This is a genomic window from Frankia sp. RB5 (genome assembly GCF_059816245.1).
This window is the reverse complement of the sequence record NZ_JCBATA010000025.1, coordinates 40,116-54,549: the sequence shown is the minus strand read 5'-3', so window position 1 is coordinate 54,549 and position 14,434 is coordinate 40,116. Positions and strand designations below refer to the sequence as shown.

The window sequence follows — 14,434 nt, the reverse complement described above, 5'->3', positions numbered from 1 at the left end:
ACCATCGCCCGGCGCGGCGACGCTCCCCCGGGGGCGGCCCCCGGCTCAGCAGGCGTGCAGGAAGCGGTCGAGAACGCGGACGCCGAACCGCAGCGCCTCGATCGGCACCCGCTCGTCCACCCCGTGGAACATGCCGGAGAAATCCAGGTCGGCGGGCAGCAGCAGCGGCGAGAAGCCGAAGCAGCGGATGCCGAGCCTGGAGAACGACTTCGCGTCCGTCCCACCGGAGAGCATGTAGGGCACCGGGCGGGCGATCGGGTCCTCGGCGCGCAGCGACGAGGCCATGGCGTCGACCAGCGCGCCATCGAAGCCGGTCTCGACGGCGCCGTCGTGGACGACCCACTCGCGGCGGATGTCCGGCCCGAGGATCTCGTCGAGCTGGCGGAGGAACTCCTCCTCCTGCCCGGGCAGGAAACGGCCGTCGACGTAGGCGACGGCCTCGCCCGGGATGACGTTGACCTTCTCGCCGGCGGCCAGCTGGGTGGGGTTGACGGTGTTACGCAAAGTCGCGCCGATCATCCGGGCGACCGGGCCCAGCTTGGTCACCGTGGAGGCCAGGTCGTCCAGATCGAACTCGGTTCCGAGTGCGTCGCCGAGCTCGCCGAGGAAGACCCGCACTGTCGGAGTGAGCACGAGTGGGAACTCGTGGCGGCCCAGGCGCGCCACCGCCTCGCACAACGCGGTGACCGCGTTGTCGTCGCTGATCATCGAGCCGTGGCCGGCGCGGCCCGTCGCGGTCAGCTTCATCCAGGCCAGGCCCTTCTCGGCCGTCTCGATGAGGTAGAGCCGCAGATCGTCGGAGACCGTGTAGGAGAAACCGCCGACCTCACCGATCGCCTCGGTGCACTCGGCGAACAGACCCGGATGGTTGTCGACGAGCCACCGGGCGCCCAGCACGCCGCCGGCCTCCTCGTCGGCGAGGAACGCGACGACCAGGTCACGGGCGGGGGGACGACCGGTGCGGACGAGGTCGCGGACGACCGCGAGCGTCATCGCGACCATGTCCTTCATGTCGACGGCGCCACGGCCCCACAGAGCGCCGTCGAGCTCCTCGCCCGAGAACGGCCCCACCCGCCACTGACTGGCGTCGGCGGGCACGACGTCGAGGTGGGAGTGCACGAGCAGCGGCGGGCGGGACGGGTCGGCGCCCGCGATGCGGGCGATGACGGAGGTACGGCCCGGCTGCGACTCGAGCAGGGTCGGTTCGATGCCGACCTCGGCGAGCTTGGCGGCGACGTACTCGGCGGCGGGACGTTCATGGCCCTCACCGCCGCCGCGGTTGACCGACTCGAAGCGGAGCAGATCGCGGCAGAGCTCGACCACCTCACGTTCGGCGTCAGGGGCGGTCACCGGCAGGCGCAGGGGGCCGGTCGGGTCGGGTGTGGGGAACGGCTCGCTGGGCATGGCCTCAGTCTGCCCCGCCCGGGACAGGCCCGCCGGGCACGACCCGTACCGCGTAACAGTCCGGTAGCGGCGGCGCAGCACATCACCGTCGACCGCCATCCGCGAAGGGGGCCCACCGTGGCGCTCTACCCGTGCCCACGCACCGATCTCGGCTGTACCGCCGTCACCGCCACGGCCGGTGACCTGGATTACCACTTCCACCTGGCGCACGGCTACCGGGGCGCATGGCGCATCGCCGTGAGCGTCCGCCCGCCGCGCCCGCTGCCAGTCGGACCGCCGCCGGCCCGCCACGTCCCCGACGGCCTCGTCGAGGGCCCGGGCAGCCTCACCCTCGCCGAGCGCCGCGCCGCCCGCCACGATGACACGCCCGACGACGCCCCGCACACGGACAGCCGACGCGACCTCGCCCGCCGCGCGGACGAACCCGCCGGCACAGGGGTACTCGCCGGCACAGGGGTACTCGCCGCAATGCGCCCCTCCGGGACCGGCGGTGAGGCGGCCGGCCGCCGCCGACGCCTGCGCCTGCCGCGCTGAGCCCGCCGGACACGGCGCCCTGTAACGGGGCGATCCGCACGAGCCTCACAGGTCGTCGTAGCGGGGGGGATGTACCGCCGTCTCCTCACCCTCCGGCGTCGTCACGACGAAGTGCCCCGACTCCGGCTGGCGTATCCCCCACGCGGCCACCACCAGTGGCTCACCGGTGAGGGGGTCGTGGGCGACGCGAGCCGGGGCGTGCCGAAGCCGGTGATGATGGCGACACGCGGGACCGAGGTTCCCCTCGCGGGTCTCCCCGCCACGCGAGTGCGGGCGGGTGTGATCAAGATCGCAGGCGACCGACGGCCGGTCGCAGCCGGGGAACAGACAGGTCGGGGTCCGCAGCCGCACGTACCGGGCCAGCGGCGCGGAGGGATAGCGCCGGCGGGAGACCTCGTGGATCGCCCCGTCCTCGGGATCGACCAGGATCCGCCGCCAGGTGCAGCGCTCGCTCGCGGAGATCTCCCGCGCCACCTCGGCGGGGATCGGGCCGTAGCCGGGTACCTCGGCGGGATTCTCGGACAGTCCCAGCAGCGTCGCCACCGACACGATGACCTGCATCTCCACCCGGACCTGGTCACGGTCGCGCCCCAGCAGCAGGTCGACCAGGACGTCGGCGCGCCGCTGGTCGAGATCCCGCTCGTCGCCCGGCACCCAGGCCTTGCGCGCTAGCTGGTCGATGCGGCGAAACGCGGCGAGCATCCGCTCGGCGGGCAGGAGCGCGGACAGCCGTCCCATCCCCTCCTCCTCGGGACGGACTGTGACGCGGCGGGACGCGCAGGCCCTGCGGCGCCGCCGCTGCGCGCCGTCGGGATCCACCCGCGCCACCCGTCGCCGGACCGCGGCCGCGAAGGCACGCCGGCTGGCTCGGCCCCCGCCGTTGTCCAGCACCGGCCCGACGATGTCGGCCACCTGCTCGTCGCTGAGCGGCGCCGTCGCCCGCGCCAGCACGGTCAGGCGTTCCAGGTCGATGCTTCCCGCACCGAGCGCGCACACGGCCTGCGGCATCCGGCGCACGGCTCCCACCGCGAGCGCGAGCCGCCGCTGCGCCTCGGCCGTCTCCCACCGCAGCCGCAGGGCCACCTCGTCGGCCGCGAACTCGTCAAACGCCTGGAAGCCCTGTTCACCCCCGTCCAGCTCCGCTGGGCGCTGCTGGCCGAACCGCGCCAGGACCACCACCTGCGCCGCCTGCCACCGGTCGATCTCGCCCTGGATCATGGCGCACGCCGCCAGACACTCACCCGCGTCGAGATCCGTCACACGACATCCGTCAATGAGCGTCGTATCAAAGATCTCCCTTCCGCTGCCGGCATTCGGATCCACCGTTCCCATCCGCACGGAATGAACGACCGCGCCGGAGGAACTGGAATTCAGGTCCATCATTCCGCCTACCCGAGAGGTCAGCCAGGACAAGCGGCTTTCAGGCCGGCGACCTGGAGAGATGCATCCCCGACCGCCACGCGATCCCACAGCGATCGAACATACATTCGACGATACCCGGCCAGACCACCCCCGACAACCACGGCTTCCGGCCACCACTTCCACAAAGAAAGAGTCTCCCCGTCACATTCTCGCGAATACGGCCGATACCTCGCCGAGAACGACCGCCACAAGGACGAGCGGAATTGTCACGGCACGCGGGCGCCGAGCCCGCCAGCCATCCGGCGACACGCACAGACCTCCACCGGCGCCGGCCGATGGCCGGACATCAGGTGCCCGCGGCGACAGGTCCGGGCAGGATGGACGCCACCGCGCAGGCAGATCCGCAGCCGGAAAGGCGGCCGTCCCATGTCCTCGCAGACGCCCGAGCCCCGCACGATCCTCGAACCCACCTCGGACCACGCCGCCGCACCGCACCACGCCGCCGCACCGCACCGCGGCGCTGCCGGGCCGCGCGGCGCCACCCGAGCACACGAGCACGAGCACGAGCGCGCCGCCGCGGCGTCAACGCCGACCGGCGCGCCGGCGAGCACCGGCCAGACCGAGGTCCTCATCCGGCGGGAGGGCCCCGACGGCCGGCTCGGCCGGCTCACCCTCAACCGGCCCGCGACGATCAACGCTCTGACCACGCCGATGGTCCGGCTGATCGACGACGCGCTGCGCGCGTGGGCGGACGATCCCGGCGTACGCGCGGTGGTCCTCGACGGCGCGGGCGAGCGGGGCCTGTGTGCCGGCGGCGACATGCGGGCGGTGCGGGCGGCCGTCCTCGCCGGACGCCCGCAGGACGCCCGGGACTTCTGGGCGCACGAGTACCGGCTCAACGCCCGCATCCGCAGCTTCCCCAAGCCCTACATCGCGATCATGGACGGTATCGTGATGGGCGGCGGGATCGGCCTGTCCGCGCACGGCAACGTCCGCATCGTGACGGAGCGTTCCGTACTCGCCATGCCCGAGGTGGGCATCGGCTTCATCCCCGACGTCGGCGGCACCTGGCTGCTCGGCCATGACGCGCCCGGCGAGCTCGGCACCCACCTGGCGCTCACCGGCACCCGCTTCGGCGCCGCGGACGCGATCCTCACCGGCCTCGCCGACCACTACCTGCCCGCGGCCCGCCTCCCCGACCTGCTCGACACCCTGCGCGCCGCCGACGACCCCGCCGCCGCCATCCTCTCCTGCGACCTAGGCGCCCACTCCCCGCCGCCGGGCCGCCTGGCCGCCGACCGGGTATGGATCGACGACCTCTATCGCGGCGACGACCTCGCCCGCATCGTCCGCCTGCTCACCCACAGCGTGAAGCCGGCGGCCCGGGACGCCGCCGCGGAGATCGCCACGAAGTCACCGACGTCGTTGACCGTCACCCTGCGCGCCCTGCGCACCGCCGCGTCCATGACGAGCCTGGAGGAGGCCCTCGACCAGGAGTATTCACTGGCCCTGGCGAGCCTGACCAGCGCCGACCTGATCGAGGGCGTGCGCGCTGCCCTCGTCGACAAGGACCGCACTCCCCGCTGGTCTCCATCGCGTCTCACCGCCGTCACCCCGTCCGACGTCGACCGCTTCTTCGCCCCCACCGGACCCGGCCTCGGCCTCACCGCCGCACGGCCGCCCGCGCACGCGGCCCGCTGACGGTCCACACCGACGTCAAACCCGCTGCCCGGGCTGGCCCGGCTCGGCGCCCTGCCATGGACACCCGCCCACGAACGCGGCCAGCCATCCAGGCGCTGACGCTCTCAGCCTGACCGCGCCGGCTCCGCGTCGGCGAGCCGCTGGGCGAGCGCGAGGACGACCTCCTGGTCAGGTGCCAGAGCGACGACGGCAGCCAGACCGTCACGCAGCGCGCGCACGCCCGCCTCACCCAGCTGATCGCGCAGGATCCGCTGGTCAGCCTCGCGGCGCCGGCCGACGACACGGATCGCCTCCCGGGCCCGTGGGGTGAGCGCGAGCGGGGCCCGTCGACGGTCCGCGCGATCGGTGAACCGGGTGAGGTAGTCGCGCCCGACCAGGGTGTCGACGACCTTGCTGACGGCCTGCTTACTGACCGTGAACAGGGCGGCGAGCTCACCCACCGTCGCGACGCCGCCCTCCACCAGCCGCAGCAGCTGCACGTCGGGCGGGCGCAGATCACCGAACCCGGCCTGCGCGAGCGCCGTGGCCGTCCTGGCCCGCCACACCTGGTGGGCGGACGCCAGGACCAGCCCCAGCTCCCAGTCGGCGGGCGTCTCGCCACCGGCACCGGACGGCGAAACGGGGTGGGACGAAGCCATGACAAGAGCGTAACCGTCCTTGACGGTCAACCATAGTTGACTACTATTCCCTCATGCTCCGGTCTGCGTGTTTCGTCCGATTCCTGTCCCGCCGGGCGCTGGCCGTGCTCGGGGGTGTCGTCGCCGTTCTGCTCGCCACCGCCTGCACGACCGACCAGGGCGGCACGCCACCTGGCGCCACCGCGGACTCCGCCACCGCCTGCACGCCGACGAAGCCCGCACCAGCGGCCGGGCCCCACACCATCCGGTTCGGGACGACCGACCGCGCCTACACGCTCGCCCTCCCCGCCGGCTACGACGGCCATCGGGCTCACCCGCTCCTGCTGAACTTTCACGGGTTCGGCGGCAGTATGACCGACCAGGAGGCCAACACGCCGATGGCCCGCTCCGGCACCGCCCGCGAGTACATCGTCGTCACCCCGCAGGCCGCCGGCAGCCCGGCGAAGTGGAACATCCTCGCCCAACAGGGTGACGCCGACGACTACGGCCTCCTCCAGGTGCTGCTCACCGACCTGACGACCCGGCTGTGCGTCGACCGTGACCGCGTCTACGCGACCGGGCACTCCAACGGATCCGCCTTCGCCGGCTTCCTCGTCTGCAAGCCGCCGTACCCCTTCGCCGCCGTGGCGATGGTCTCCGGGGTGGCCCCTGCGTCCTGCCCCGACGGCGGCCCCGCCCCCGCGACGCTGGCCATCAACGGCACCGCGGACGAGACGGTGTCCTACCAGGGCAGCGCCTCGTTCATCGCCGACTACGTCAAGGACTACCACTGCGCCACCACCCCGGACCGGACCTCCCCGGCCGACGGCATCGACCAGCTGCGCTACCGGGACTGCGTCCACGGCACCGAGGTCGTGTTCATCACGGTGGTCGGCGGCACGCACGCCTGGCCCGGCGGCCCGGCCACAGGCGGCGACCGGCCCTCGGCCCACGGCATCTCCCAGGCCGGCCGCACCTTCCCCGCCACCACCACCATCCTCGACTTCTTCGACCACCACCGTCTGGTCGCGACGCCGAGCACGACCGCCGCCACTCCAACAGCCGAACGCTGACGCCGAACGCCGAACGCCGAACGCCGAACGCAATGGTCATCAGGGCAGGAACAGCGGAGCGCCCCGCCGCGCGGCGCACCCGACCTCGAGCCCCGGTGTCCGGGAGAGGATGGCGAGACGGGTCGATGACGGCGCAGGGAGTGCGGATGGCGCGACGGTCATTCGTGCTCGGAGGGACAGGCCAGGTCGGACGGGCGGCCACCCGGCGCCTGGCTGCGCGCCCAGGTCACCGACGCCGCCTGGCGCCGCAGGCTCCCCCAGGCCGCCGCCCTGCCCTGATTGTTCGCCTCCGACGCCGAGGACGCCTTCCTGCGCCGGCTCGCCGGCCCCCAGGACGGCCGCGACCGTCACCACCGAGGATGGTGAGTACGGTCGGCGAATTCGACGCAGTGCACGCAATCCACCATCACGTGGATCCACGCTTTCCCGAGCATCTCCTCCGGTGACACGAGATCGTTGTACCCGATTTCCGATTCGTACGAAGGTGGCATGCTCGGTGAAGGAAACGAGACCGGAGAACGCAACGCCTCGACCGGAGAGCCGCGCCATTCCCCACCCGCACACACCGCTGTGTGAGCACGTCCAGGTGGCGAAGGCAATCTATGACCACGGACAGTTCTATCTGTACACCGATACCTGGGAGGAGGTGGACGTGGTCGGGACCGTGGAGCGCGCGATCACCAGCGACGGCATCGCGCAGGACGGGCCGCTGCTGGTCGTCCTCTCCCCGCACCAGAACAACTTCGCGGTGGCGCTGCGCGTGGAGCGCTGGTCCGCGACGCCACCGGACGACCTGCGCAGCTGGCAGGAGGCGTTCACAGCCTCGATCGACGTCGACACGTTCGGACTGTTGTACGAGTCGACCACGACAGTCCAGAACCTTGAGCTGGAGATTCCGCCCGGCCAGTACTGCGTCCTCATCACCGGCCGCGGATTCGTGCGGCGTGGCTGGCCGGGCTCGACCACACCGGGGGACGAATGGCGTCTGCGTCTGTGGCCGCGCGACGCGGACCCACGCGAACCGGCGAGGTTGAAGGCATGGGACGGCTGAACCGCCGTCGGAGCACGCGGGCCACTACCGGGGCAGGCGATCGACGAGCTCGACGCGGCGGTTGAAGTGCTGGCCGGCGGGGCTGGTGGAGCCGTCCGGGTTGATCTCCTCGACCAGGGGGTGGGCGCTGCCGAGGCCGACAGAGGTAGCCGACACATGGGTGCCTGCGGCGTCACGGGCGCGGGACGAGGTCACCCTGCACGCGACGCAGCCACGCATCGGCGGCGGGGCGGCGGAACGTCAGTCGGCGACGGGACGCAGCCTGGCGGCGAGGGTGTGGATGGCGTCGGCGTCGCGGCCCCGGATCCAGACCTGGGTGGCGTCGCGCTCGAACCGGAGGTGGACCTGCTCGGGGTCGGTGGCGGGCGACCAGCGCCAGGCCGGGGTGCCGTCCGACAGTGTGATCGGCTCCCAGGCCGCGGGGTCCGCCATCTGCGCCCCCCGGGACTGGATGAACGAGACCTGCCGGTCGTGACGAGGGTTCCCCGCGAGATGGGCCACGACCACCGGGCCACCGTCCTCACCCGTCCCGCCGTCGCCGCCCGCCGCGGGCTGCACCACGCCGACCCAGTACTCACCGGGCGGGGCGAGCAGGGTGAAGTCGACCTCTGCGGCCAGCGTTGCCAGCGGACGCGCCGTCCGGATCACCGGCTCGGCCTCCCACGGATCGCCGAGCGTCGCACGGTCGAACACGCCCGTCTCAACACGATCGTCGACGCGCAGGTCACGCAGCGCGAGCCAGGTGGTCTCCTGTCCGTTCCAGGAGGCGACGATCTCCACGAGGATCCCGGTGGCCGCGTCGACGACGAGCTCGAACACGTCGCCTTCGGGCAGGCCGTGGAACTGGCGCAGCATCCGCAGCTCGCCGCCGCGCGCCTCGCCTCGCAGCCGGATCGTCGCCCGACCCTCGCACTCGGTCCGGTCGCTCGCGGCAAGCCGCAGGTGCGACAGCACGAGCCACGGGCGCGGCGGGGCGAGCTCTGGCACCGCCGCCATCCTCACGCGATCAGCGCGGCGACCAGGGTGTCGGCGAGCCAGCGTTCGTAGTCGTCGGGGGACCAGCCGCGGTCGGCCACCAGCAGGCGGTGGACGTCGGGTGAGATGAGGGTCCAGACCGTGTCGCGGGCCTGGTCTGCGTCGAGGCCGGCGCGCAGGCCGCCGGTCGCGGCGAGGTGGGTGACGAGCGCGGTGGCGCCGCGCAGACGTTCCTCGTCGATGGTGGCGGCCAGGGCCTCGAGGTCGGGGTCACCGCCGCCGCGCGCGCCCGCGAGCAGCACGCTGCTCAGTGGCCCGATCCGGTCGGCCAGGGTGCGGGCCACGGCGGCGTAGCGGCGCAGCTTCGACGCCGGGTCGGGGTCGGCGAGCAGCGCCCGCATCTGCGGGCGGGCGGCGAGCGGGACGGGTTCGTCGTCGCCGACCAGCGCGACGTCGTACGTGGCCTTGACCAGGGCGGACTTGGTGCCGAACGCCTTGTAGACGGTCTCGGTCGACACGCCGGCGGCGCGGGCGACGCCGGCCATCGTCGTCGCCCGGTACCCCTGCGCCAGCAGCTGGTCGCGGGTGGCGTCGACGATGCGCGCGCGGGTGCGTCGCGCCTGCTCGGCCCGACCGCGGTTGTCGTACCCGCGACGGTTCCCGGAGTTGGCCTCCACCATCTATTACAGTCCTCCAGTAACGAATACAGTCATGCTGTCTTCAAAATGCTTACCAGACTGACACGAGGTGATCCCATGCAGGACACGCACCCGTTCGAGATGCTCGCCCGACGCAGCATCGAGATCATGGCCACCGGCGACGTCGACGACTTCGCCGACGTCGTGCACCCCCGCGCGGTCAACCGCGAGGCCGCCCAGGAGCCGCCGGCCTGCCGCGACCACGGCCCCGGCGCCTTCCTCGCCACCGCGCACTGGCTGCGCGACGCCTACGCCGACCTGCACTGGGAGATCCACGACACGGTCGTGCAGGGCGACGTGGTGGCGGTGCACTGCACGATGAGTGGCCGCCACGTCCGACCGTTCGTCACCTACGGCGCCGACGGACGGGTCGCGCGCGCCTTCCCGCCCACCGGGCGCTCCTTCGCCACCACCCAGACGCACTGGTTCCGCGTCGCCGACGGGAAGGTCATCGAGCACTGGGCCAACCGGGACGACCTCGGCACCGCAACCCAGCTGGGCTGGGTGCCACCGTCGCCGGCCTACCTGGTCCGCTCGGCGCTGGCCACCCGCCGCGCCACCAGGACGCCCGCCTGAGCCTGGTCGACGCGTTCCGGCGGCGCCGCCCGTACCCGCACCCCCGCCCAACCGTTGCCGGGCTTCGCCCGCCCACCCCCGACATCGCCGGACGCTCCCCATCACGACGGCGGCCAGCCGCCCGGCCGCGTTCTCGCGAGGTCGGGGGTGGAGACTCCCGTCCACGCTGCTGCCGGCCGGCGCGGAACCGGGTGTGCCGCCAGTCACATCCAGGTGTCAGATCAGGTGTTTTCGCGCAAGACGTCACCCCGCCTCGACAGGGACGCTCCTCACATCGACCGGCTCGCCAAGCCGACACCGACAGTTGGGAGAAGGGTGACCGTCACCATGGCCGTCCCGGAGCAGCCAGACGTTCTCTCCGCGGAGTTCGCACGCGACCCCCACACGTACTACAAGATCATGCGCGACCACTACCCAGTGTTGTACCACGAGGCCAGCGGCTACTACTTCGTCAGTCGCTACGAGGACGTGGCCCGGATCTACAAGGACTCCACCGGCTTCTCGAACGAGAACTACGGCTTCCAGATGGAGCCCGTCATCGGTCGGACCGTCATCCAGATGGGCGGCCGGGAGCACACCATCAACCGGCATCTGATCACGCCGGCGCTGCGCGGCAACTACCTCGAGGAGCTGCTCCCCCAGGTCGACGAGCTGGCGACCGAAATGATCGACACGTTCCGATCCTCAGGTCGCGTCGACCTGGCCGAGAACTTCAGCAAGTGGTTCCCGATCAACGTGATCGTGCGGATGCTCGACCTGCCGAGGGAGGACCTGCCGAAGTTCCACGACTGGTACTCGTCGCTGATGGCGTTCCTGTCGAACCTGACGAACGACCCGGACATCCACGCCTGGGGCATGCGCACCCAGCGGGAGTACCCCGCCTACATCCTGCCGATCATCGCCGAACGGCGGCGCAATCCCGGCACCGATCTGATCTCGCGCCTCACGCAGGCCGAGATCGAGGGCGAACAGTACTCCGACGAGCAGATCAAGGCGCTGATCGGCCTGCTGCTGATCGCCGGCGGCGAGACCACCGACAAGTCGATCGCGAGCACCCTCAAGTACCTGATCATGCATCCCGAGCAGCTGGAGGCCGTGCGACGGGATCCCACGCTCGCGACCCGCGCGCTCGTCGAGACTCTTCGCTACCACCCGCCGGTCCAGATCATCCTGCGCACGACGACCGACGACGTCGACGTGGCGGGAACGGTGATCCCGGCGGGCAGCGTCGTCGGCTGCGTCAACGGCGCGGCCAACCGGGACGAGCGCCGGTTCGACGACCCGGACACCTACAACATCTTCCGCGAGGACATCAACATCCGGCAGGCCTTCGCCGGCTCGGCCGACCACATCGCCTTCGCGCTCGGCCGTCACTTCTGCGTCGGCTCGCTGCTGGCCAGGCGGGAGGCCGAGACGGCCATCAACCAGATCCTCGCCGCGATGCCGGACATCCGCTTCGCCGACGGCGTGGTGCCGCCCGACGTGGGCCTGTTCACCCGCGGCCCCGAGTCGCTCGTCGTGGAGTTCACCCCCGCCACCTGACGGCTGCCTCGCGGGCACCGCCATCCTCTCGGCAAGGACACGCAATGACTACCACCATCGAAAGTCCTTCCTTCGCCTCCAGCGAGACCTCGCTCCCGCGTTACCGGATGTTCATCGACGGGCAGTGGGTCGACACCGCGGACCAGTACGTCCTCGTCAGCCCGGCCACCGAGGAGCCGATCGCCACCGCGGCCAGGGGCGGCATCGAGCATGCCGATGCCGCCGTGGCGGCGGCCCGCCGCACGTTCGAGCAGGGGGTGTGGCGCGACCTGCCGCCGGCGCGGCGCGCCGCGGTGCTGGAGGCCGCCGCCGACGCGCTCGAGGCCCGCTCCCAGGAGCTGGCCACGACGGCCACCCGCGAGGGCGGCGCACCGCTGTACCTGTCCCTGGGCCTGAACGCGATCACGCCCATCTCCAACCTGCGCTACTTCGCCGAGCAGGCCCGCGCCTACCGGTTCGAGGCGCCCGGGCCGCTCGTCGGCGGCATCGCGCACTCCGGCGTCGTCCGCCGCGAGGCGATCGGGGTCTGCGCGGCCATCGTGCCCTGGAACTTCCCGCTGGCCCTCGCGGTGTGGAAGATCGGTCCCGCCCTCGCGGCCGGCAACTCCGTGGTCCTCAAGACCGACGAGAAGACCCCGATCGGCGCCTTGGAGCTCGCGCGGGAGTTCCAGGCCGCCGGTCTCCCGGACGGCGTGTTCAACGTCGTCACCGGCGACGGCGAGACCGTCGGCGCCCACCTCGCCACCCATCCCGACGTGCGCAAGATCGGCTTCACCGGCTCGTCCGAGGTCGGCAAGAAGGTGGCCGCCGCCGCGGCCACGAGCAACCTCAAGCGGGTGACGCTCGAACTGGGCGGCAAGAGCCCGAACATAGTGCTGGACGACGCCGACATGCGCACCGCGGTCGACGGCGCGATCTGGGCCTTCCTCATGCACGCCGGGCAGGCCTGCGAGTCCGGCACGCGCCTGCTGCTGCCGCGTGCGATCCACGACCGGTTCGTCGCGCGGCTCGTCGAGCGACTGGGCGACGTCAGGATCGGGGATCCGCTCGATCCCGCCACCACCCTCGGCCCGCTGATCAGCGCGGAGCAGCGAGACCGGGTCCTGCGCTACGTCGAGCTGGCCCGCCAGGAGGGCGCGACCGTCGCCTGCGGCGGCCGGGTGCCGCCGGGGGTCGACGCGGGCTACTGGGTGGAGCCGACCGTCCTCACCGACGTCACGAACGACATGCGGGTCGCCCGGGAGGAGATCTTCGGGCCCGTCCTGTGCGTCCTGCGCTACGACACGGTCGACGAGGCGATCGCGATCGCGAACGACAGCGACTTCGGCCTGTCCGCCGGCGTGTGGAGCGCCAGCGTGGACGCCGCCCTGGACGTGGCCCGCCGCCTGGAGGCCGGGTCGGTGTGGATCAACGACTTCCACATGGCCAACGAGAACTACGCCTTTGGCGGGTTCAAGCAGAGCGGGATGGGCCGCGAGCTCGGCGCGAACGCGCTCGACGCCTACACGGAGCCCAAGTCCGTCCAGGTCAGCCTGGAGCCGGACCTGCGGAAACGGGCCTACGGCCTGGCGCTCCCGACGCCGGCGCCCGACTGGGACTGACCTTCCCGGCCCCGGCTCGGCCCCCTCTCCCACCCCCTCCCCGCCTCAGCGCGGACCCCACGACGCACCTGCGCCATCCGGCGCGCAGGAAGGAAAGGACGACTCACGTGAAGACCAAGGCTGCGGTCCTCTACGAGGCAGGCAAGGCGTTCGAGATCGAGGAGCTCGAGATCGTCCGGCCGGACGCCGAGGAGGTGCTCGTCCGCTACGACTACTCCGGTCTGTGCCATTCCGATCTCCACATGGTGAAGGGCCACCTGCCCTTCCGTGCCCCGATGGTCTTCGGGCACGAGGGCGCGGGCGAGATCCTCGAGGTCGGGTCGCACGTCACCGGATTCGCCCCCGGCGACCATTTCGTCGCGTCGTTCTACCCCGTGTGCGGGCGGTGCCGCTGGTGCGCGACTGGCAACTCGCGGCTGTGTGACCTGGGCGCGAACGGCCTGGAGGGCTTCCTTCCCGGCGGGCGTTTCCCGTTCACCGGCCGCAACGGCGACTACGGCTCGATGATGACGCTCGGCACCTTCAGCCAGTACGCGACCGTGCACCGGAACTCGATCGTCAGGATCGACGGCGACCTCCCGCTCGACAAGGCCGCTCTGGTCGGCTGCGGGGTGCCCACCGGCTGGGGTTCCGCGGTCAACTCGGCCGAGGTCCGCCCGGGTGACACCGTGGTCGTCTACGGGATCGGCGGCATCGGCATCAACGCGGTGCAGGGCGCGGCGTACGCCGGGGCGCAGCACCTGGTCGCCGTGGATCCGGCGCCGAACAAGCTGGAGTACGCCAAGCGTTTCGGGGCCACCCACACCGCTGCGACCGCCGCCGAGGCGCAGGAGCTGGTCCGCCAGCTCACGCACGGGGTGGGCGCGGACAGCGCCATCATCACGGTCGACGAGCTCGTCGCCGACGTCGTGGCGGCCGCCGCCGAGGTGATCTCCAAGGGCGGCACCGTCGTCATCACGTCGATGGGTCAGTACGAGGACGAGACGATCAGGCTCTCCGGGGTGCAGTTGGCGCTGTGGGGCAAGCGGATCCAGGGCTCGCTCTACGGCGGGTGCAACCCGCTGTACGACATCCCGAAGCTGCTCTCCCTCTACCGCACCGGGCACGTCAAGCTGGACGAGCTGATCACCAACGTCTACTCCCTGGAGCAGGTCAACCAGGGCTACGACGACCTGATGGCGCACAGGAACATCCGCGGGATCATCGCCCACGAGCACTAGCCCGGGGTGTGGACTCCCGCCGCGGCGCAGGACAGGTCGGGTCCCGCACGGGCGCGGGACCCGACCGCACCCGCCACGGC

14 protein-coding genes are annotated in these 14,434 nt (G+C 71.9%); 8 read left to right on the top strand and 6 right to left on the bottom strand.

Features of this window, described 5'->3' with window-relative positions; genetic code table 11:
• Positions 1 to 45 precede the first annotated feature (45 nt).
• A complete protein-coding gene (locus AC6EXY_RS15690; RefSeq protein WP_243407060.1) occupies positions 46 to 1,404 on the bottom strand; it encodes a M20/M25/M40 family metallo-hydrolase in 1,359 nt (452 codons plus the stop codon).
• 117 nt (positions 1,405 to 1,521) lie between these two features.
• On the opposite strand from AC6EXY_RS15690, the gene AC6EXY_RS15685 reads away from it, so the two are divergent.
• Positions 1,522 to 1,938, top strand: coding sequence for a hypothetical protein (locus tag AC6EXY_RS15685; protein WP_499817849.1), 417 nt, complete (start codon positions 1,522 to 1,524; stop codon positions 1,936 to 1,938).
• A 45-nt stretch (positions 1,939 to 1,983) separates the two neighbouring features.
• On the opposite strand, the gene AC6EXY_RS15680 is transcribed toward AC6EXY_RS15685, so the two are convergent.
• On the bottom strand, positions 1,984 to 3,198 hold the full coding sequence (locus AC6EXY_RS15680) for an HNH endonuclease signature motif containing protein (RefSeq protein ID WP_499817850.1): 1,215 nt from the start codon (positions 3,196 to 3,198) through the stop codon (positions 1,984 to 1,986).
• Positions 3,199 to 3,726: 528 nt separating this feature from the next.
• Between AC6EXY_RS15680 and AC6EXY_RS15675 the strand changes: the two genes are divergently transcribed.
• Positions 3,727 to 5,001, top strand: coding sequence for an enoyl-CoA hydratase/isomerase family protein (locus AC6EXY_RS15675; RefSeq protein WP_101829697.1), 1,275 nt, complete (start codon positions 3,727 to 3,729; stop codon positions 4,999 to 5,001).
• A 104-nt stretch (positions 5,002 to 5,105) separates the two neighbouring features.
• On the opposite strand, the gene AC6EXY_RS15670 is transcribed toward AC6EXY_RS15675, so the two are convergent.
• Positions 5,106 to 5,639 carry a MarR family winged helix-turn-helix transcriptional regulator gene (locus AC6EXY_RS15670; protein WP_101829698.1) on the bottom strand — a complete coding sequence of 178 codons (534 nt, stop codon included), beginning with the start codon at positions 5,637 to 5,639 and terminating at the stop codon, positions 5,106 to 5,108.
• 53 nt (positions 5,640 to 5,692) lie between these two features.
• Between AC6EXY_RS15670 and AC6EXY_RS15665 the strand changes: the two genes are divergently transcribed.
• Both AC6EXY_RS15665 and AC6EXY_RS15660 read left to right on the top strand, forming a co-directional pair.
• Positions 5,693 to 6,691: a CE1 family esterase gene (locus AC6EXY_RS15665; protein ID WP_499817851.1), complete on the top strand. Its 999-nt coding sequence runs from the start codon at positions 5,693 to 5,695 to the stop codon at positions 6,689 to 6,691.
• Positions 6,692 to 7,277: 586 nt separating this feature from the next.
• The gene (locus tag AC6EXY_RS15660; RefSeq protein ID WP_499817852.1) at positions 7,278 to 7,742 is read left to right on the top strand and encodes a hypothetical protein; all 465 of its coding nucleotides are present in this window, start codon (positions 7,278 to 7,280) and stop codon (positions 7,740 to 7,742) included.
• A 24-nt stretch (positions 7,743 to 7,766) separates the two neighbouring features.
• Here the strand turns inward: AC6EXY_RS15660 and AC6EXY_RS15655 are convergent, their stop codons facing one another.
• The 3 genes from AC6EXY_RS15655 to AC6EXY_RS15645 all read right to left on the bottom strand — a co-directional run bounded on the left by AC6EXY_RS15655 (position 7,767) and on the right by AC6EXY_RS15645 (position 9,397).
• The gene (locus AC6EXY_RS15655) at positions 7,767 to 7,898 is read right to left on the bottom strand and encodes a hypothetical protein (protein ID WP_499817853.1); all 132 of its coding nucleotides are present in this window, start codon (positions 7,896 to 7,898) and stop codon (positions 7,767 to 7,769) included.
• 84 nt (positions 7,899 to 7,982) lie between these two features.
• Entirely contained in the window at positions 7,983 to 8,729 is a 747-nt protein-coding gene (locus AC6EXY_RS15650; RefSeq protein WP_133150534.1) for a hypothetical protein, read from the bottom strand.
• An 11-nt stretch (positions 8,730 to 8,740) separates the two neighbouring features.
• The gene (locus AC6EXY_RS15645; RefSeq protein WP_101829701.1) at positions 8,741 to 9,397 is read right to left on the bottom strand and encodes a TetR/AcrR family transcriptional regulator; all 657 of its coding nucleotides are present in this window, start codon (positions 9,395 to 9,397) and stop codon (positions 8,741 to 8,743) included.
• A 75-nt stretch (positions 9,398 to 9,472) separates the two neighbouring features.
• On the opposite strand from AC6EXY_RS15645, the gene AC6EXY_RS15640 reads away from it, so the two are divergent.
• The 4 genes from AC6EXY_RS15640 to AC6EXY_RS15625 all read left to right on the top strand — a co-directional run bounded on the left by AC6EXY_RS15640 (position 9,473) and on the right by AC6EXY_RS15625 (position 14,354).
• Positions 9,473 to 9,991, top strand: a complete 519-nt coding sequence (locus AC6EXY_RS15640) for an ester cyclase (protein WP_101829702.1) — start codon at positions 9,473 to 9,475, stop codon at positions 9,989 to 9,991.
• A gap of 315 nt (positions 9,992 to 10,306) precedes the next feature.
• Complete coding sequence (locus AC6EXY_RS15635; protein ID WP_243407858.1) at positions 10,307 to 11,533, top strand: cytochrome P450; 1,227 nt, start codon at positions 10,307 to 10,309, stop codon at positions 11,531 to 11,533.
• A gap of 44 nt (positions 11,534 to 11,577) precedes the next feature.
• Complete coding sequence (locus AC6EXY_RS15630) at positions 11,578 to 13,134, top strand: aldehyde dehydrogenase family protein (protein ID WP_101833458.1); 1,557 nt, start codon at positions 11,578 to 11,580, stop codon at positions 13,132 to 13,134.
• Positions 13,135 to 13,241: 107 nt separating this feature from the next.
• Complete coding sequence (locus tag AC6EXY_RS15625) at positions 13,242 to 14,354, top strand: Zn-dependent alcohol dehydrogenase (protein WP_101832001.1); 1,113 nt, start codon at positions 13,242 to 13,244, stop codon at positions 14,352 to 14,354.
• Positions 14,355 to 14,434: the final 80 nt, after the last annotated feature.